This is a genomic window from Nonomuraea candida, assembly GCF_000725485.1.
In the GTDB taxonomy this organism is placed as follows: Bacteria; Actinomycetota; Actinomycetes; order Streptosporangiales; family Streptosporangiaceae; genus Nonomuraea; species Nonomuraea candida.
In genome coordinates this window covers 1-18,505 of record NZ_JOAG01000036.1, presented here as the reverse complement: position 1 = coordinate 18,505, position 18,505 = coordinate 1, and the positions used below count along the sequence as shown (strand labels likewise).

Annotated in this window: 17 protein-coding genes and 1 pseudogene; 10 read left to right on the top strand and 8 right to left on the bottom strand. The window is 72.7% G+C overall.

The window, feature by feature from the left end; translation table 11 throughout:
- Nucleotides 1-88 precede the first annotated feature (88 nt).
- Nucleotides 89-2,290, top strand: a complete 2,202-nt coding sequence (secA2, locus tag IO39_RS30365) for an accessory Sec system translocase SecA2 (RefSeq protein ID WP_043630160.1) — start codon at nucleotides 89-91, stop codon at nucleotides 2,288-2,290.
- Between the two features lie 80 nt (nucleotides 2,291-2,370).
- On the opposite strand, the gene IO39_RS30360 is transcribed toward secA2, so the two are convergent.
- Nucleotides 2,371-2,967, bottom strand: coding sequence for a nucleotidyltransferase (locus IO39_RS30360; protein WP_043630159.1), 597 nt, complete (start codon nucleotides 2,965-2,967; stop codon nucleotides 2,371-2,373).
- A gap of 70 nt (nucleotides 2,968-3,037) precedes the next feature.
- Between IO39_RS30360 and IO39_RS30355 the strand changes: the two genes are divergently transcribed.
- Complete coding sequence (locus IO39_RS30355) at nucleotides 3,038-3,526, top strand: DUF1360 domain-containing protein (RefSeq protein ID WP_043630157.1); 489 nt, start codon at nucleotides 3,038-3,040, stop codon at nucleotides 3,524-3,526.
- A 57-nt stretch (nucleotides 3,527-3,583) separates the two neighbouring features.
- On the opposite strand, the gene IO39_RS30350 is transcribed toward IO39_RS30355, so the two are convergent.
- Nucleotides 3,584-4,537 (bottom strand): TIGR03557 family F420-dependent LLM class oxidoreductase, encoded by a 954-nt coding sequence (locus IO39_RS30350; protein WP_043630156.1) that lies wholly within the window; start codon nucleotides 4,535-4,537, stop codon nucleotides 3,584-3,586.
- A gap of 69 nt (nucleotides 4,538-4,606) precedes the next feature.
- Between IO39_RS30350 and IO39_RS56175 the strand changes: the two genes are divergently transcribed.
- Nucleotides 4,607-4,756 (top strand): GPGG-motif small membrane protein, encoded by a 150-nt coding sequence (locus tag IO39_RS56175; protein ID WP_020543887.1) that lies wholly within the window; start codon nucleotides 4,607-4,609, stop codon nucleotides 4,754-4,756.
- 135 nt (nucleotides 4,757-4,891) lie between these two features.
- Nucleotides 4,892-6,673 carry a SpoIIE family protein phosphatase gene (locus tag IO39_RS30340; protein WP_157549082.1) on the top strand — a complete coding sequence of 594 codons (1,782 nt, stop codon included), beginning with the start codon at nucleotides 4,892-4,894 and terminating at the stop codon, nucleotides 6,671-6,673.
- 66 nt (nucleotides 6,674-6,739) lie between these two features.
- Here IO39_RS30340 and IO39_RS30335 read toward each other — a convergent pair whose 3' ends face one another.
- The 3 genes from IO39_RS30335 to IO39_RS30325 are packed head-to-tail and all read right to left on the bottom strand — an operon-like array spanning nucleotide 6,740 to nucleotide 8,828.
- Entirely contained in the window at nucleotides 6,740-7,510 is a 771-nt protein-coding gene (locus IO39_RS30335; RefSeq protein WP_245642381.1) for a metallophosphoesterase family protein, read from the bottom strand.
- Entirely contained in the window at nucleotides 7,494-7,742 is a 249-nt protein-coding gene (locus IO39_RS30330; protein WP_043630149.1) for a BON domain-containing protein, read from the bottom strand. The genes IO39_RS30335 and IO39_RS30330 overlap by 17 nt, the downstream gene beginning before the upstream one ends.
- 45 nt (nucleotides 7,743-7,787) lie before the next feature.
- Nucleotides 7,788-8,828 carry a DNA topoisomerase IB gene (locus tag IO39_RS30325; RefSeq protein ID WP_245642380.1) on the bottom strand — a complete coding sequence of 347 codons (1,041 nt, stop codon included), beginning with the start codon at nucleotides 8,826-8,828 and terminating at the stop codon, nucleotides 7,788-7,790.
- Between the two features lie 55 nt (nucleotides 8,829-8,883).
- Between IO39_RS30325 and IO39_RS30320 the strand changes: the two genes are divergently transcribed.
- The 3 genes from IO39_RS30320 (at nucleotide 8,884) to IO39_RS30310 (ending at nucleotide 12,079) form a co-directional block, all read left to right on the top strand.
- Nucleotides 8,884-9,141: a hypothetical protein gene (locus tag IO39_RS30320; protein WP_157549080.1), complete on the top strand. Its 258-nt coding sequence runs from the start codon at nucleotides 8,884-8,886 to the stop codon at nucleotides 9,139-9,141.
- 7 nt (nucleotides 9,142-9,148) lie between these two features.
- Nucleotides 9,149-10,159 carry an SDR family oxidoreductase gene (locus IO39_RS30315; protein ID WP_043630146.1) on the top strand — a complete coding sequence of 337 codons (1,011 nt, stop codon included), beginning with the start codon at nucleotides 9,149-9,151 and terminating at the stop codon, nucleotides 10,157-10,159.
- A gap of 93 nt (nucleotides 10,160-10,252) precedes the next feature.
- Complete coding sequence (locus IO39_RS30310; RefSeq protein ID WP_043630445.1) at nucleotides 10,253-12,079, top strand: transketolase; 1,827 nt, start codon at nucleotides 10,253-10,255, stop codon at nucleotides 12,077-12,079.
- A gap of 116 nt (nucleotides 12,080-12,195) precedes the next feature.
- Here the strand turns inward: IO39_RS30310 and IO39_RS30305 are convergent, their stop codons facing one another.
- Nucleotides 12,196-12,579, bottom strand: a complete 384-nt coding sequence (locus IO39_RS30305; RefSeq protein WP_043630144.1) for a ChaB family protein — start codon at nucleotides 12,577-12,579, stop codon at nucleotides 12,196-12,198.
- A 13-nt stretch (nucleotides 12,580-12,592) separates the two neighbouring features.
- Nucleotides 12,593-12,874 carry a hypothetical protein gene (locus IO39_RS30300; protein WP_043630142.1) on the bottom strand — a complete coding sequence of 94 codons (282 nt, stop codon included), beginning with the start codon at nucleotides 12,872-12,874 and terminating at the stop codon, nucleotides 12,593-12,595.
- A 62-nt stretch (nucleotides 12,875-12,936) separates the two neighbouring features.
- Here IO39_RS30300 and IO39_RS30295 point away from each other — a divergent pair, with 62 nt between their 5' ends.
- The 3 genes from IO39_RS30295 (at nucleotide 12,937) to IO39_RS30285 (ending at nucleotide 17,626) form a co-directional block, all read left to right on the top strand.
- Nucleotides 12,937-13,422, top strand: a complete 486-nt coding sequence (locus tag IO39_RS30295; protein WP_245642409.1) for a shikimate kinase — start codon at nucleotides 12,937-12,939, stop codon at nucleotides 13,420-13,422.
- A gap of 12 nt (nucleotides 13,423-13,434) precedes the next feature.
- Nucleotides 13,435-13,986: a GNAT family N-acetyltransferase gene (locus tag IO39_RS30290; protein ID WP_043630140.1), complete on the top strand. Its 552-nt coding sequence runs from the start codon at nucleotides 13,435-13,437 to the stop codon at nucleotides 13,984-13,986.
- 121 nt (nucleotides 13,987-14,107) lie between these two features.
- Entirely contained in the window at nucleotides 14,108-17,626 is a 3,519-nt protein-coding gene (locus IO39_RS30285; protein ID WP_169789144.1) for a protein kinase family protein, read from the top strand.
- Nucleotides 17,627-17,633: 7 nt separating this feature from the next.
- Here IO39_RS30285 and IO39_RS30280 read toward each other — a convergent pair.
- Nucleotides 17,634-18,505, bottom strand: a pseudogene (locus IO39_RS30280) (serine/threonine protein kinase); the annotation flags it as partial.

Below are 18,505 nucleotides of genomic sequence, written 5' to 3'. Positions count from 1 at the left end.
TACGGCGACGCTTGCCGAATCGTCGCTCCGCTCCCCCGCCCCCGGGGTCATGGGGAACGGTGTCGGCGAAGCGTGCGTTGGAGGAACTGTGGCCTCGATTAAGGGAATTCTGCGGAACCTCCTGGACCGTCCGGGAGGCGTCCCCCTGACGCCCTACCAGAAGATCGTGAAGGCCGCGCAGGCGCAGGCCGACCGCGTGCGCGGGCTCGACGAGCCGCCGGTGCCCGACATGAAGGACCTGGCCGAATTCTGCGCCGTCGCGCGCGAGGCCGCCGACCGCACCCTGGGGCTGCGGCCCTACGACGTGCAACTGCTGGGCACGCTCGCCCTGCTCGACGGCAAGGTCGCCGAGATGGCCACCGGCGAGGGCAAGACCCTGTCGGGGGCCATGGCGGCCGCCGGATACGCGTTGCAGGGCAAGCGCGTGCACGTCATCTCGGTCAACGACTACCTGGCCAGGCGCGACGCGGAGTGGATGGGCCCGTTCTACGAGGCGCTCGGCGTCTCCGTGGGCTGGGTCGGCCAGAACTCCACGCCGGAGGAGCGGCGCGAGGCGTACGCGAAGAACGTGACGTACGGGCCGGTCAGCGAGATCGGCTTCGACGTGCTGCGCGACCGGCTGCGCACCGACGCGAGCGAGATCATCGTGCCCGCCCCCGAGGTCGCGCTGATCGACGAGGCCGACTCCGTGCTGGTCGACGAGGCCAGGGTGCCGCTGGTCATGGCGGGGGCGGCCGACCCCGGCAACGCGGTGCCGGAGATGGCGGCGCTGGTCAGGCAGCTCGTACGCGGCTACCACTACGAGATCGACGAGCAGGCCCGCAACGTCTATCTCACCCCCAAGGGCGCCGACAGCGTGGAGAACATCCTCGGCGTCGACCTCTACGACGAGCACGAGCCCGGCACGCTCATCGAGCTCAACCTGGCCCTGCACGCCCACGCGCTGCTGGTCCGCGACGTCGACTACATCGTGCGCGACGGCAAGGTGCAGCTCATCAACCCCTCGCGCGGCCGGGTGGCGCTGCTCCAGCGCTGGCCCAACGGCCTCCAGGCGGCCGTGGAGGCCAAGGAGGCGCTGCCGCCCAGCGAGAAGGGCGAGATCCTCGACTCGATCACCGTGCAGGGCCTGATCCGCCGCTACCCGCAGATCTGCGGCATGACCGGCACGGCCGTGGCCGTCAGCGAGCAGCTCGGCGAGTTCTACGGGCTCAAGGTCGCGGTCATCCCGTCCAACCGGCCGTGCGTGCGGGTGGACGAGCCCGACCGCATCTACCCGAGCGTGCCCGACAAGGACGCGGCGCTGGTGGAGGAGATCCAGACCGTCCACGAGACCGGCCGGCCGATCCTCATCGGCACGCTCGACGTGGCCGAGTCGGAAAACCTCGCCAAGCTGCTGCAGCGGCGCGGCCTGGAACCGGTCGTGCTCAACGCCAAGAACGACGCGGAAGAGGCGTCGATCATCGCCAGGGCGGGCGAGCGCGGCGCGATCACGGTCTCCACCCAGATGGCCGGCCGGGGCACCGACATCCGCCTCGGCGAGGGCGTGGCCGAGCTGGGCGGCCTGTACGTGATCGGCTCCGGCCGGCACGCCAGCAGCCGCCTGGACGACCAGCTCCGGGGCCGCGCGGGCCGGCAGGGCGACCCCGGCGGCTCGGTCTTCTTCGTCAGCATGAAGGACGACCTGATCACCCAGTTCGTCCCCGACGAGCGCCCGCCCGCCGCCGACGCCGACGGCGTGGTGCGCCACCGGCGCGGCGCGTACCTCGTGGGTCACGCGCAGCGGGTCGCCGAGGGCGTCAACCTGGAGATCCACCGCAACACGTGGCGCTACACCCGGCTGCTGGAGCACCAGCGCGAGCTCATCCTCGAATGGCGCGACAAGGTGCTGCACGGCGACGCGGCGGCCAAGGCGCTGGCCCAGGCCGACCCCGAGCGGTGGGCGTCGATGCCCGAGGACACCAGGGACGAGACGGCCCGGCAGATCGTGCTGCACGCCATCGACCGCTGCTGGACCGAGCACCTGGCGTTCCTGACCGACCTGCGCGAGGGCATCCACCTGCGGGCGCTGGGCCGGATGAGCCCGATCGACGAGTTCCACCGGGAGGCGGTGGCGGAGTACAAATCGCTGCTGGCGGAGGTGGAGCGGCGCTCGCTGGAGTCGTTCGAGGCGCCGGAGCCGGATCTGAAGCGGCCGGCGGCGACGTGGACCTATCTCGTGCAGGACAACCCGTTCGGCACCGAGTGGGACCGCATCCTCAAGCGGGTCACCGCGGCGACCCGGCGCGGCTGACGCCCGGAAGCGGGGGCCGGGGCGGCCGGGGTGGCCGCCGGTCGGGCGAGGGCTGGGGTCAGGGGGCGGGGCCGGGGCGGTCAGGGCCAGGTGGGGTCGCCGGACGGCACGACCGGACCGTCCAGCACGCCCAGCCGCTCCAGCAGGGTGATGAACGTGGTCGCGTACGGCGACTTGGCCGTCACGGCGGCCACCCTCGGCCAGTCCACCTGCTCGCGCAACGCCCGCACCTGGGCCAGCAGCGCGCCGTAGTCGCAGGCGTGCTCCGACAGCGGCAACAACCACGAGATGACCAGGTCGGTGGCCTCCAGCACGGGCACGATCACCGCCGACGCCTTCAGCGGCTCGGCCCGGTCGAGCAGCGCGTCGGTGATCGCCAGGTCGGAGACCCGGAAGATCAGATCGACCAGCCGCCCCTCGTCGTACGCCTTGACCAGCCAGTCCTCCGGCGGTTTGGCGGTCTGGAAGCCCAGCCCGCGCAGCGCCTCAAGGGCGGCGGGCACGTCGTGCTCCGTGAGGACGAAGTCCACGTCGTGCAGCGAGGGGGCGGCGCCGCGCGCGTAAGCCGCGCAGCCGCCGGCCAGCGCGAACTTCACCCCGGCGTCCTTCAGTCCCGAGCTGGCCCGTTTGAGGGTGTCAAGAATGGCGTCAGTGACCGCATGCCCGTGGCTACTCATGTGAGCGGGCTACCCAGACGATCGTGGGCTAGACGTTGGAGGCGAGGGGTTCCGGGTAGCGCCAGGTGCTATGACGGAAATCCTGCAGAAGACGGAACGGGCCTACGAAGGCGATCATGACAGGCCGCTGGCGGGGTACGTCGGCCTCCTCGGCGCGTACGGCGGAACCGTCGGCGTGGCCGCGATCGCCGCGCTGCTGGCGGGCCGGCGCGCACCCGAGCAGGTCGGGGTGCTGGACGTGCTGCTGATGGCGGCCTGCACGCACAAGGTGTCGCGGCGGCTGGCCAAGGACCCGGTCACCAGCCCGCTGCGCGCCCCGTTCACCCGGTACGAGGGCCAGGGCGGCCCTTCGGAGGTGCAGGAGAAGCCGCGGAACGCGCTGGGCGAGCTGCTGGCCTGCCCGTTCTGCCTGGCGCAGTGGGTGGCCACCGGGTACGCCGCCGGGCTGGTGCTGGCCCCGAGGGTCACCCGGCTGGTGGGCGCCACCATGACGGCGGTCGCGATCTCGGACTGGCTGCAGCTCGCCTACGCGAAGCTGATGAAGTCGGCCGAGGAATAGCCGCCCACCGCCCGGAACGGCTGCCGCCGGCCCACCGCCGGCCCCCGCCGGTCCGGGTCAGCGGAGGCGGGGCAGGACCTCGCGCTGGTAGAAGTCGAAGAAGGCGTCCTGCTCCGGCCCGATCTGGTTGACGTAGACCTCGTCGAACCCGGCGTCCACGTACTGCTGGACGGCCCGGACGTGGGCCTCCGGGTCGGGGCCGACGGGGCTGCCGTTGACGGCCTCGTCCTCGGTGACCATCTCGGCGAGCTGCGCGAAGTGCCGGGGCAGCGGCAGGAGCTGTGAAGCCTCGCCCTTGATGCCCTGCGTCGGCCACAGGCGGTGCACGGTCTTGCGGGCCGCCGCCTCGTCGCCGGCGTAGCAAGCCTTGAGCCCGCCCAGCGCCGGCTTGCCCGTGCCACCGGCCTCGCGGAAGGCGCGTACGGACTCGGCGCTCGGCGCCGTGGAGACGTAGCCGTCGCCCAGCCGCCCGGCCAGCGCGGTCGACTTCTTGCCCAGCCCCGACACCAGGATGGGCGCGGGCTCCTCGGGCAGGGTATAGAGCCGGGCCGTGTCCACGCTGTAGTGACGGCCCCGGTGCGTCACCAGCTTGCCGGTGAACAGCTCCCGCATCAGCTCGATGGCCTCCTCCAGCATCTCCAGCCGCTCGCTCAACGGCGGCCAGCGGGAGTCGGTCACGTGCTCGTTGAGCGCCTCGCCGGTGCCCACGCCGAGCCGGAAGCGCCCGCCGGTCAGCGCGGCCGTGGTGGCGGCGGCGTGCGCGATGACCACGGGGTGCGTCCGCACGAGCGGGCAGGTCACCGCCGTGGTGATGGGCAGGGAGGTGGCCTCGGCCAGGGCGCCGATCACGGACCAGACGAAGGGGGACTCCCCCTGCTCGTCCAGCCAGGGGTGGAAGTGGTCGGAGATCCACAGGGCCTCGAAGCCGGCCCGCTCGGCGGCCTTGGCCTGCCGTACGAGCTCCTGAGGGCCGTGTTCCTCGCAGGACAGGAAATATCCGAAGGTCGTCATGACGGAACCCTGCCCTTTGTCGTGGCGGAAAACATGTTATGCGGGTCGCGGTGGGGGCAGTGCAGACCCATGGCTACTTTGCTCTGGATCATCGCGGTAATTCTCGTCATCGCCGGAATCTACGTGATTCTGGCCCGTCGCGACCTGCTCTGGGGAATCGTGCTCATCGTGCTCGGTTTCCTGGTCGGGCCCGGTGGAGTCAGCATCTTCAATGTGTAGGGGGCGCCGTCCGACAGGCCCCCTGCACCCGATCCCGCCGGGCCGATCCTCGAGAACGGTCCGGCGGTAACCTAGTTTTGCCCAAATATCAGCGGCGACGCTCCTCATTTCCGGAGAGCAGGGCATGAGGAGCATGTGAGTAAATATCCGCCGTTGCGCCGCTACGAAACCGGTGCCGCCTCGGCGAGGGTGCGCGATCAGCTCCACCGGCTGCGTCACCAGTTGCGCAGCGAGGCCATCCTCGACGAGGCCACCGCCAGGCTGGCGACCGGCATGAACATCCGGCCGGCCGAGGCGGCCGAGCAGCTCGAACGCATGGCCCGGCACAGCGGCCTGGACCTGCTGGAGATCGCCAAGGGCATCGAGCGGCCCGCGGAGGAGCCCGGGGAGTGCCCGGAGGCGCCCCTGTGGGTGCACAGCATGCTGGAGGCCATCCAGGCCTCGGCCTTCTACCTCTCCCCCATCAGGGACGCCACCGAGCGCGTCGTGGACTTCCTGATCCTGGCCGCGAACCGGCACGCCATGACCCCGGCGGGGCGCACCGCCGCGGACCTGACCGGCCGGCGGCTGATGGCGGCCAGCCCCGGCGTGGCCAGCTCGGGACTGCTGGACGACTACATCACCGTCTACGAGACCGGCGAGCCCATCCACCACGAGGCGCTGGAGTTCGTGGAGGTCATGGACTACGTGTTGTGGCCGGCCACGCTCAGCGTGCGGATGGCCCGGGTGGAGGACGGGCTGCTGGTGACCTGGCGGGCCCTGGACGACGAGGAGCTGCTGGTCTCCGGCTGGGAACGCGCCCAGCGCCTGGCCGAGGTGGGCTGGGGCGAGTGGAACCTGGCCACGGACCGCACGTTGTGGACGCCGCAGATGTACGAGATGTTCGGCTGCGGCCGCGACGAGGAGCCGATGCCGCTGGAGGAGCTGCCCAGGGCGGTGGTCCCGGACGACCTGCCGATCATCGAGGACCAGATGCGCACGCTCCTGGAGTATCGGGAGGCGGTCGAGACGGAGTTCAGGGTGCAGCACCGGCACGGGGTGCGGCATCTGAGCGTCTTCAGCGAGCCGATCCTCGACACCGACGGCGTGCCGGTCAAGGTGCGCTGCCTGGTGCAGGACGTGACCAGGAACCGGCGCAGGGAGCGGGCCCTGGCGGTGGCGCACGAGCAGGCGCACCGGCAGCGCCGGCGGGCCGAGGAGGAGCACCAGGTCACGGTGCAGCTCCAGAACACGATCCTGCCCATCCGCCGGGGCCTGATCCACCTGCCGGGCCTGACGGTCGGCGTGCGGTACCTGCCGGGCGAGGAGCTGATCCGGCTGGGCGGCGACTGGTTCAAGGCCCGCCTCATCCCCGACGGCCGCGTGCTGCTCGCGATCGGCGACGCCATGGGCCACGGCCTGACGGCCGCCAGCATCATGTTGCAGATGCGCTCGGGGCTGGCGGGCCTGGCCTACACGCAGGCGCCCGCCGGCCAGCTCGCGACCTGGCTGAACGACCTCATCGTGCACTCCAACGAGGGCGTCACCGTCACCGGCACCGCGATCATCGGCCATTTCGACCCCGAGGACTGCACCTTCCGCTGGACGAACGCGGGCCACCCCGCCCCGCTGCTGATCAGGGACGGCCGGGCCGCGATCGTGGACGGGGTGGAGGGGATGATGCTGGGGGCGTTCGACGCCACCGAGTACGGCCTGTGCACCACCCAGCTCCAGTCCGGCGACGTCCTGGTGTTCTACACCGACGGGATCGTCGAGCGGCGCGGCCGCGACCTGGAGACCGGCATGGAGGCCCTGGTGCAGGCGGCGCACTCCTGCACGGCCGACGATCCGGAGAAGCTGATCGACTGCCTGCTCAAGCGGCTGGGGGGCGACACGGCCGAGGACGACATCTGCGTCCTGGCCGTCCGGGTGCTCTGAGCCCTGGCCGCCCGGAGTGCTCTGGGCCTTGGCCGTCGGGGGGTGGCCCGGCGGGCGGGAGGGGTTCTAGCCGGCCTGGCGCTGGGAGTCGTGGCTGTGGAACTCGTCCTCGCAGTTGAGGCAGTAGACGCTGTAGGCCCGGCCGAGCACGGGCAGCGCCACGTTGCGCACCCTGATGCCGCCCGGCGTCATGCCCTTCTCGCTGCCCTTGTGCGCGTGCCCGTGCAGGATCAGGTCGGCCCCCGCCGTGTCGACCGCCTCGGCCAGCAGGTAGCTGCCGAGGAAGGGGTAGATCTCCGGCGGCTCGCCCTCCAGCGTCTCCTTGATCGGGGAGTAGTGCGACAGGACCACCCGGTGGTCGGCCACGATCTCCTTCAGCGCCACCTTCCACGCCTCGGCGATGTAGCGCGTGTGGGAGACGAAGTTCTTGATCTCGCGCTCGCCGAACTCGCTGGCGCACTTGCCCGCGTACCCGCCGCCGAAGCCCTTCCCGCCGACCACGCCCAGCTTCTTGTCGCCGCACTGGATCACGACGCCGTCGTCGTCCAGCACGATGACCCCCGCGTCACGCAGCTCGGCGGCGATCTCGTACTGCAGGTCGGAGTGGTAGTCGTGGTTGCCGAGCACCGCGACGACCGGGATGGACAGGCCGCGCAGCTCGTCGGCCACCACCCGGCCCTCCTCCAGCGTGCCGTGCCGGGTCAGGTCGCCCGCCAGCATGAACACGTCGGCGCGGTCCTCGATGCCCTCCAGTTTCCTCCGGTACTGGCCTCTGACGTCCTCACCCAGGTGGATGTCTCCCACGGCCGCTATGCGCAGGTCAATCAAGATGCTCATCCTCCCCCGGCGCACCGGCGTCGACGACTTTGATCTCGTTGTGCACGTGCAGCTCGGGTGCGGTCTCGTGCGCCACCTGGCCGAGCCGCTCGCGCTGCTCGGCCCCGCTCACCTGGCCGCGCAGGAAGAGCTGGTCGCCTCTGATGTCGACGCGAATGCCGAGCTCGTGCGTGCGTCCGTCCTCGGCCAGCGCCTGCTGGACGCGGGCCACGACGTACTGCGGAGCTTCCATCGCTCGCCTCCTTCTTCTGTCGCCGCATGCCCGGGGATGAACAGCTCAAACGGCGCGAATCAGGTCAATGACCGCCCGTTCCACGGGGCCCGCCGTCGCGAGCTGGCCGAAGTCCGCGTCCGCGCCCAGCTCGGTCAGCGCCGCGGCGATCGTCCTGTCCTGGTCGTACGCCTCCACCACCCTCGGGTCCACGTACGACGCCCTGGCCACGGTCGGCGTGTTGCCCAGGTATTCCGCGACCTCGCGCATCACCCGGGTGACGGCCCGCTTCTTGCTCGTGGGCCCCGCCCGGCGGGCCGGCCGCGACACCGCCAGGCCCACGGCCGCCAGGACGGTGGCGTGCCAGGTGCGGAAGTCCTTGGCGGTGACCTCGTACCCGATCGTCTCGCGCAGGTACTCGTTGATGTCCTCGCTCCTGATGTCGCCCCACCCGCCCTCGCGCCGGTAGCGCAGCAGCTCTCCCTCCACGCCCAGGGCCTTGAGCGAGCGCAGCACCTTGCACGCGCCCGGATCGGCCACCTCCACCTCGCGCGAGATGTCGCCCTTGGCCGGATAGGAGCAGACGACGATGCCGCCCGTGCAGGTGACGTGCTCCATCCGCAGCGTGGCCAGGCCGTAGGTGTCGTAGCTCTCTCCGCCGATGCGGAAGAAGCCGATGTCGAGCAGCCGGGCCGCGGCGGCCAGCACCCGCTCCCTGGTCAGCCCGCGCCCCTGGAGCTGCTCGTCCACGGCCTTGCGGAACGCGGGCAGCCGCTCGGCCACCTCCAGCACCCGGTCGAACTTGGCGCGGTCCTGCTGCTCGCGCCACAGGTCGTGGTAGCGGTACTGGCGCCGCCCCGCCGCGTCCGTCCCCACGGCCTGGAGGTGGCCCTTGGGCGAGGCGCAGATCCACACGTCCTGCCAGGCCGGCGGGATGGCCAGCGCCTTGATGCGGGCGAGCGTGGCGGGGTCGCGCACCGGACGGCCGTCGGGGCCCTCGTAGCCGAACCCGCGCCCGCGCCGCCGCCGCCGGATGCCCGGCTCGCTCTGGTCGCTGGGGCGCAGGTCGTAGCCGGGTCCGGCGTCACTGTGATCGCGCTCGGGCACGCGAGGCGGGCTACCCCCGACGTTAGGCGGCAAACGGCAGGGGCAGGTGAGCCGCATGTCTGACAATGGAGAATGGCACGAAGAACGGGACCGCAAGGGCCACGCCATGGTGCCCGCGACCCCGCGCGACGTCATGCACATCAGGGCGGGCTCGTTCATCCTGGTGTTCCTGTTCGCGTTCACGGTGCTGGGGATCCTCACCCGCGCCTGGGTGCTGGCGGGCATCGCGGTGGTCCTGGCCGTGGTGACGGTCGTGGACATCACGCTGGCCGTACGGAGGCAGAAGAGCAGACACCACGGAGAGGCGGGCTGATCGCGTCATGGCACCACTTCGAGGGCGGGTGGTCGTGGTGACGGGCGCGAGCGGCGGGGTCGGGCGCGCGGTCGTCCGCGAGCTCGGCGCGCGGGGCGCGCGGGTGGCCCTGATCGCCAGAGGCACGGCCGGCCTGGGCGCGGCGGCCGTGGACGTCGGCGCCGAGGGCGGCACGGGCAAGGTCTACGAGGCCGACGTCGCCGACTACGAGCAGGTGCGCCGGGCGGGCGAACGTATCGAGGCCGAGCTGGGCCCGATCTCCGTCTGGATCAACGTGGCCTTCTCCTCGGTCTTCGCCAAGTTCACCGACATCACCCCCGACGAGTACGAGCGCGCCACCGCCGTCACCTACCTCGGCTACGTCTGGGGCACCAAGGTCGCCCTGGACCTGATGGGCCCGCGCAACGCGGGCGCGATCGTCCAGGCCGGCTCGGCCCTGTCACAGCGCGCCATCCCCCTGCAGTCGGCGTACTGCGGGGCGAAACACGCGATCAAGGGCTTCACCGAGTCGGTCCGCACGGAGCTGATGGCCGACCGCAGCGGCATCCACGTCACGATGGTGCAACTGCCCGCGCTCAACACCCCGCAGTTCGAATGGGTCCTGTCCAAGCTGCGCCGCCACCCCCAGCCCGTCCCGCCCATCTACCAGCCCGAGGTGGCGGCCCGGGCCATCGTGTACGCGGCCGAGCACCCCGAGCGCAAGGAATACTGGGTCGGCGTCAGCACGGCCGCCACCCTGCTGGCCCAGCGGGTCGCCCCCGCCCTGGTGGACCGGTATCTGGCCAGGACGGGCCTGGACTCCCAGCAGACCGACGAGAAGTCCCCCACGGGCGTGGCGAACCTGTGGCAGCCGGCCGACGAGTCCCGCGACTACGGGGCGCACGGGGCGTTCGACTCCCGCTCCAGCGGGCGCAGCCCCCAGCTCTGGCTCTCCCAGCACCGCGCCAAGGTCTTCCTCGCCCTCGCCGCCGGCGCCGCCACCGGGGCCGCCGCGCTGCTGCGCGCCAGGCGCTCCTAGCCCTCCCGGATCCGCTCCTCCGGCGGGCCCGGCGGGCCGAGTTAAGCGGCCACGCGCGGGTAGGCGGGGCAGAAACCGTTCCGAGGAGTCATGATGCCTGAGCGCGATCTACCGTACCTGGCCGAGCTGGCGGCGCAGTTGCGCGTCGACTCCGTGCGCGCCGCCGCCCAGGCCGGGTCCGGCCATCCGACCTCGTCCATGTCCGCCGCCGACCTGATGGCGGTGCTGTTCGCCTGCCACCTCCGCTACGACTTCGACCACCCGGACAACCCCGCCAACGACCACTTGATCTTCTCCAAGGGCCACGCCTCTCCCCTGCTCTACTCGCTCTACAAGGCGGCGGGCGTGATCAGCGACGAGGAGCTGCTGTCGTTCAGGAAGCGGGGCAGCCGGCTGGAAGGTCATCCCACGCCCCGGCTGCCCTGGGTGGACGTGGCCACCGGCTCGCTCGGGCAGGGGCTTCCCGTGGGGGTGGGGGTGGCCATGGCCGGGCGGCTGGAGCGGCTGCCGTACCGGGTGTGGGTGTTGTGCGGGGACAGCGAGCTGGCCGAGGGGTCCATCTGGGAGGCCGCGGAGCACGCGGGGAGCGAGGGGCTGGCCAACCTGACGGCCATCGTGGACGTCAACCGGCTCGGCCAGCGCGGTCCCACCCGGCACGGGTGGGACACGGGCGCGTACGCGCGCAGGTTCGGGGCCTTCGGCTGGCACACCATCGAGATCGACGGGCACGACCCGGGGCAGATCGACTTCGCGCTGGGCGACGCCTGCAACACGCGCAGGCGGCCGACCGTGATCCTGGCCAAGACGCGCAAGGGCGAAGGGGTGCTGGAGGTCGAGAACCGCGAGGGCGTGCACGGCAAGGCGCTCAAGGACCCCGGCAAGGCCGTGGACGAGCTGGGCGGGCAGCGCGGCGTGCGGGTCACGGTGAACCGGCCGGAGGAGGACGTGACGCCGTTCCGGTTCGAGAGCGACGGGATGGAGCTGCCGTCCTATCCGGTGGGCGAGAAGGTGGCCACGCGCACGGCGTACGGGGAGGCGCTGGCGGCGGTCGGCGCGGCCCGCGGCGACGTGGTGGCGCTGGACGGCGAGGTGGCCGACTCCACCAAGACCGAGACGTTCGCCAAGGAGTTCCCCGAGCGCTTCTTCGAGATGTACATCGCCGAGCAGCAGCTCGTGGCGGCGGCCGTGGGGATGCAGGTGCGCGGCTGGAAGCCGTACGCGGCCACGTTCGCGGCCTTCCTCACCAGGGCCCACGACTTCATCAGGATGGCCGGGGTGAGCCGGGCCGACATCCGGCTGGTCGGCTCGCACGCCGGGGTCGCGATCGGCGAGGACGGCCCGTCGCAGATGGGCCTGGAGGACCTGGCCATGATGCGGACCGTGCACGGCAGCACCGTGCTCTACCCGTGCGACGCCAACCAGACCGCGGCGCTGATCGCCGAGATGGCCGACCTGGAGGGCGTCTCCTACCTGCGCACCACGCGCGGCGACACGCCGGTGATCTACCCGCCGGGCGAGCGGTTCCCCGTGGGCGGGTCCCGGGTGCTGCGCCACACCCCCGACGACCGGGCCACGATCGTGGCCGCCGGCGTCACCGTGCACGAGGCGCTGGCGGCCGCCGACGACCTGCGCGAGGAGGGCATCCCGGTGGGGGTGATCGATCTGTACTCGATCAAACCCGTGGACGCGGCCGTGCTGACCGAGGCCGCCACCACCACCGGCAACCTCATCACCGTGGAGGACCACCGGATCGAGGGCGGGCTGGGCGACGCGGTGATGGACGCGGTGAGCGAGCTGGGGCCGCGGGTGGTGAAGCTGGCGGTGACCGACCTGCCCGGCTCGGCGACCCCGCAGGAGCAGCTGGCCGACGCCCGCATCGACCGCCGCGCCATCGCCGAGGCGGTCAAGCGGCTGCTGTGACGGCTTCCCCGGGTGCCGTCACAGCGCGCCCCTCCCGCCGGCGACATGAACGAGGGCCGGCGGGAGGGGCGCGCTCCGCGCGTCCTCTCCCGCCGGCCCCATGTCTCGGAGAGCCCTCAGTGGGCCTTGGCCGTGGCCTTCCTGTTGGCCTTCTTGATGGCCGTCACCAGCTCCTGCTTGGTCATCTTCGACCGGCCGGTCACGCCCAGCTCGGCGGCCACCTTCTGCAGGTGCTCCTTGCTGGCGTTGGCGTCCACTCCCTCGGCCGTCCGGCCGGAGCGATCCGTGGCGCCCTTGTCGGAAGGCCCCTTCTTCTCCTTCGGCTCCCAGTGGTCGCCCACCTTCTCGAAGGAGTGCTTGAGCGCGGCGAACGCGGTCATGTGGGCGCGCCGCCCCTCGCCGTACTCCTTGACGGCCGAGTCGTGCGCCTTGATCCACGTGTTCTGCGCCTTCTTGGGAGAACGCTTGATCGTCGACGGCAGCTCTTCAACGGCTGGCATGTCGATTCACCTCCTACAGCGGCGGTTCGTCGTAGTGGCGGCGCTCCTCGTACACCGTGGTCCTGCGGGCCTCGGGCTCCTCGTGGATCTCGTGCCGATGGACCGGCTCGTCGATCGGGCCCACCGCCCGCCGGGTGACCCTGATCCGGTAGATGCCGAACAGGAGTCCGACCAGACCGCCGAGCATGAGGATGACGCCCACTACGTTGATGTCGAGGCCGGCGAGGTCGAACTCGACGGCCCAGGTGAGGATCGCACCGAGCATGATGAGGATGATGCTTCCGGCGATGGTCATCAGATTTACCTCCTTGACACGAAGGAACCTCTATCCACATGTCGAAAAACAAACCAGTCGTGATGATCGGACTCATGGGCTCGGGGAAGACCACCTCGGGCAGGTTGATCGCTGAGGCGCTCGGGCTGCCGTTCAGCGACAGTGATCAGTACCTCCAGCGCACGCACGGCGCCACCTCCGCGCCGATCGCCGCCCGCGAGGGGAAGGAGGCGCTGCACCGGTACGAAGCCGAGCACGTGCTGCACGAGCTGGCCGGCGAGCCCAAGGTGATCGCGGCGGCGGCCAGCACGCTGGAGAACGCCCGGGTGCGCGAGGCGATGCGCGGGGCGTTCGTCGTCTGGGTGGACGCCGACGACGACGTGCTGCTCCAGCGGATGCGCACCAGCGACCACCGCCCCGACTACGACCCGTCGGAGATGCGGGCCCGCCGCGAGCGCTATTTCCAGGAGGTGGCCGACCTGATCTGCGACGTCGGCGTGCTCCGGCCCGAGCAGGTCCGTGACGAGGTGCTGGAGAAAATGGGTTTGCCCGCCGTTGATCGCGACTGATAGCCAAAGGGGATGTTCGCCGAGAAACCCACGCTGAAGGGTGAGCGCGTGACGCTGTGCCCGGTCGGTCCCGAGCACGTCGCGGGCCTGCTCGAAGCGGTCACCGACCCCGAGGTGCGCCGCCTGACGGGCTCGCACGCGCCGTTCGACGCCGAGAGCCTGCGGCTGTGGTATTCGACGCGGGCCGGCCAGGCCGACCGGCTGGACCTGGCGATCACGGCCGGCGGCGAATACGCCGGCGAGATCGTGCTCAACGAGCTCGACACCGACAACCTGGCGTGCAACCTGCGCATCATGCTGGGCCCGCGCGCCGCCGGCAAGGGCTACGGCACCGAGGCGATCGAGCTGGTCCTGGCCCACGCCTTCGGCACGACCCCGCTGCACCGCATCAGCCTGGGCGTCTACGCCTTCAACGAGCGGGCGCGGCACGTCTACAAGAAGGTCGGCTTCGTCGAGGAGGGCGTCGAGCGCGACGCCCTCCTGTGGGACGGCCGATGGCACGACGCCGTGCTCATGTCCATCCTGCGGCCGGAGTGGCAGGCCAGATCCGGAAGCCTGGCATAATGATCATGACGCATGGGTCCCCCGAGGCGCGCGGGGGACCTGTGGCGTCTTTTCCGGTGACGCGGATCCGGACAACCAATGGGCGGTGTCGTGCATCTAAGCATCAGTGACGATGCGCTTGGTGCCAGGTGACCCCGAGAGGCTTGGCGGCTGCTGGTTGGCCGCCAGGCTGGGCGCGGGCGGGCGCGGTGTCGTCTACGACGCGTACGACGACGAGGGGCGGCGCTTCGCCGTCACCGTCCCCCGGGGCGAGGTGAGAAGCCGGTTCGAGCGGGTGACCTGCCGCCATCTGGCGGAGGTGGTGTCCGTCGGGTCCGACGACGGCGTGCCCTTCGTGGTCAGCGAGTTCGTGGCGGGGCCCGACCTGCGGCAGGCCGTGGAGCTGCACGGCCCCTACTCCGGTGACGAGCTGGTCGCGCTGGCCGCGGCGCTGGCGGTCGCGCTCGACGCGCTGCACGCGGCCGGGCTGACGCACCGGGGGCTCAACCCGGAGAGCGTGCTGCTGGCCGACGAGGGCCCCAAGGTGATCGAGCTGGGCCTGCCCGCCAGTCCGCCGGTGGGCGGCACGTGCACGTACCAGGCGCCCGAGGTGCTGACCGGGCAGGGCGCGGAGGCGGCGGCCGACGTGTTCGCGTGGGGCGCGGTGGTCCTGTTCGCCGCCACCGGCCGCGACCCGTTCCACGGGGAGAGCCTCGGCGCGGTGCTGCGCCGGCTGCTGACCTTCGACCCCGACCTGAGCTGCCTGCCCGAGCCGCTGGGCGAGCTGGTCGGGCGGGCGCTGGCCAAGGACCCGGCCCAGCGGCCGGCGGCCGGCGAGCTGCGGATCGACGGCGCGGGCGAGCTGCGCCCGCCGCCGGCCTACGTACGCCCGAAATCGCTGGGCGAGCTGGCCGAGGAGGTCTACCTGTCGCTCACGCCCGGCCAGCAGGAGGCGGTGCCGGGGGCGCTGCTGCGGCTGCTCGACGGCGAGAGCCCGCACGACGAGGGCGACGTGCTGCGCCCGCTCATGGAGGCCGGCCTGCTGGTGCGCCGCAGCGTCCGCGTCCCGTCCACCGAGACCCCCGTCGGCAAGCTCGTGGCCGTCAGCGACGACCGGGTGGTGCCGGCCAGCGCCGCGCTCTACCGCGCCTGGCCGCGGCTGCGGGGCTGGATGGCCGACGAGCGCGAGGGCATGCCGGCGCACCGCCGCATCCGCGAGGCCGCCCGGCACTGGTCGGAGCACCGGCGCGGACGCAGCCACCTGCTGCGCGGCGCGGAGCTCGACTCGGCGCTCGGCTGGGCCGCGACCAAGCGCCGCCACCTGCGGCTCAACCAGCTCGAACGCGACTTCCTCAACGACAGCGTGGCCCTGTCCAAGCAGCGCAGGAAGCTTTTAGTGCCCTCGCTGGCCACGGTGGGGGCGGTGCTCGCGGTGGCGGTGACGATGACCGTGGTCTCCGTGCACGGCCAGAACGACCTGCGCGAACGCCTCATCGAGGCCGACGCCAGAGCGGTGGCCGCCCGGGCCGAGGCGCTGCGCGAGAGCGACCCGCGCACCGCGATGCGGCTGAGCGTGGCGGCGTGGCGGCTGTCGCCGGTGTTCGAGGCGCGGGCGGCGCTGCAGAACTCGCTCGTGCAGCCGGAGCTGGCCGTGTTCACCGATCCGGCGGCCGACGCGCGGGCCCGTTACCTGCTGCGCGGCGACGAGCTGGTCCGGTGGGACGCCGGCGCGGTGACGGTCTACGACGTGGCGGCAGGGCGGCGGACGGCGTCGTACGCCATGCCGGTGGGCAGCACGGCGCTGAGCGAGGACGGACGCCACGCGGAGGATGCCGGCGGCCGGCCGTTCGACGTCGCCACCGGGCAGCCGCCCGCCGAGGTCGTCTACACGCTCGCCCGGGGGAACCGGACGAAGGTCTACCGCGGCACGCGGGTGCTGTTCGACGTGACCGACCGGAAGGTGGCGCTCTCGCCCGACGGCACCAGGGCGGCCCTGTCGCGGCCGGACGGGCGGGTGGAGCTGTGGGAGCTGTCCCCCCGCCGGGTCAGGACGGGCGTCGTGGCGGTCGCCCCGCTCACCGGCCCGGACGCGGCGGCGCCCGCCCTGGCCTTCAGCCCCGGCGGGACCACGCTGGCGGTGGCCGGGCGCGACGGGGTCACGCTGGTGTCGGCGCGGGACAGGTCCGGCACCCGCGGGGACGCGCGCGGCACGCGCCGGGAGGCGGCGCCGATCCCGGTGGCCACCCCCTCACCCGGCACGGGCGTGCTCGCCCTGGCCTCCCCGTCGTCCACCTCCGCGGCCCCACCCCAGGCCCGCGCGACCGCCACCCCCCTGCCCGACGCCACCGCGCCCCGGACGGCGCGGCCGGGCGGAGGCGAGCAGGCGGCGGTGCCGGCCGAGGGGCGTGCTCCCGAGGAGGGGGACGCTTCCCGGGAGGGGCGGGCGGCGGACCGGGCGTGGGGCGTCGAGGTCGTGGACGGGATGGAGACGCCGCCGGGCAGCGCGGCGGGCCCGCTGGTGTTCAGCCCCGACGGCACCCTGCTGGCGCTGCCCGGCCACGGCGAGGTCCGCGTCTGGAACGTGGCCGAACGCCGCCTGGCCGGCTCCTACCCCCTCAAGGACCCCGGCCACGGCCTGTCCTTCTCGGCGGACGGCCGGGTGCTGCGCTACCTCAGCGGCACCGGCACGGTCGTCTCGCTCGACGTCTCCGGCCTGCCGGTCCCGTCCGACGACGGCCACGCGGCCGCCTTCTCGGGCAACGGCCGGGTCGCGGCCGAGGAGATCGGCAACACGATCGAGCTCACCGACACCGAGGAGCGCAGGAAGCTCGGCCGCATCGCCACCGCCGGCGACCTGGCCTTCGACGCGGCGGGCAGGCTGCTCGCCGTCTCGGGCAGCCCGGTGACGGTGTGGGAGGTGGCGGGCGGCAGGCAGGTGGCCGCCATCGAGGCGGGCGGCGACGTGCCGGCTGTGGCGCTGTCCCCCGACGGCCGCACGCTGGCCACGGCGCGCGGCGGGACCCTGGAGACGTGGGACGTGCTCACGGGGCGCCGGCTCAAGACATACGAGGGCGCGGGTGACCTGGCGCTGGCCTTCAGCCCCGACGGCGCGACGCTGGCCGCCGGCGCGGGCCTGCTCGACCTGGCCACCGGCCGCGTCACACCGCTCGACCCGGCCGGCGGCGCCGCGCCGTCCGGCGTGTCCGGCGAAACCGTCCCGCCCGGCGGGGACGCGCCGACGGCGCTGGCCTTCTCTCCCGACGGGCGCCGGCTGGCGCTGGGGCTGGAGGGCGGCCGGGTGCTCCTGGTGGACGTACGCGAGCGCAGGACGATCGGCGCCGTCGAGACCGGCACGGCCCCGGTCGAGGAGCTGCGCTTCTCCCCCGGCGGCGACCTGCTGGCCGTGGACGCCGCCCGCATGTCGCTCTGGGACACGCGGGCGCTGCGCGAGGTCGGCAAGGTCACCTCGTGGGCCAACGGGCTGGCCTTCAGCCAGGACGGCACCCGGCTGCGCGGCGTCGCGGTGGACGGCACCGTGAGGGAGATCGCGGTCGATCCCGCCCTGACGGCCCGCGAGGTGTGCGCCAGGGCGGGCGGGCCGCTGAGCAGGGCGGAGTGGAGCCGGCTGATCCCGGAGAGCGGTTACGAGGAGGGCTGCTGACAGGGCCTCAGCTCTCCGGGTAGAGCTTGAGCACCTTGCCCTGGGGGCTGGCCACCAGGTAGCCGGTGCGGTGGTAGTCGTCGGTGACGTAGACGCGCATGACGGGTCCCTTCGAGACGAAGGTGAAGCGGTCCACGATCAGGTAGCGCGAGGTCGGCTTCGGCACGCCGAGGTCCTTTTCCGCCCTCTTGAGCAGCCCGGGGAGCGCGTCCCAGTCGAACGCGGCCAGGTCCAGGAGCTGAGTGTCCACCTCGCCGCCGGTGCGCGGCTCGCCGACCTCGCCGTCGCGGTAGTCGTAGGTGTCGTAGAGCTTCGGGTCGTCCTTCAGCGGGGCGTCGACGGAGGCGTGCGTGGTGTGCACGGTCAGATCGACGACCCTGGTGCCGCCGATGACCGGCTTCAGCTTGGCGATCATGGCGCGGATGGCGTCCGGGGTCAGCAGGTTCTCCGGGACGGGCTCCTCGGTCGGTTCCGCGCTGGGCTGCCGGACGTCGAGGGGAAGCTCCGTGGCCCGCTTGGGCCGGGCGCCGGTGGGCGTGCCCGACGCGGCGGCGCGGTCGTCCCCCGGCCCGCCGGCCGTGACCGGCGGGAGGGCCTGCCACACCAGCACGCCGGCCACCACGACCGCCGAGACGGACACCACCACCGCCACCGCCACCGCCCGCGAGCGGCCCCGGCGGCCTCGCGGAGGGCGGCGCGGGTCCATGGTGCCCGCGTCCTTGACCGGCCCCGTCCCCCAGGGCGCGGGACCCGCGTGCCCGGGCGGCACGGTCTGCCCGGGCGGCCCCGATCCCCCGGGCCCCGAAAGGCCGGGGGACGGGTGGGAGGCGGGCGGTGGGCCCGGCGGGTGGGGGTGGGGCAGGGGCGGGGCGGGCAGGG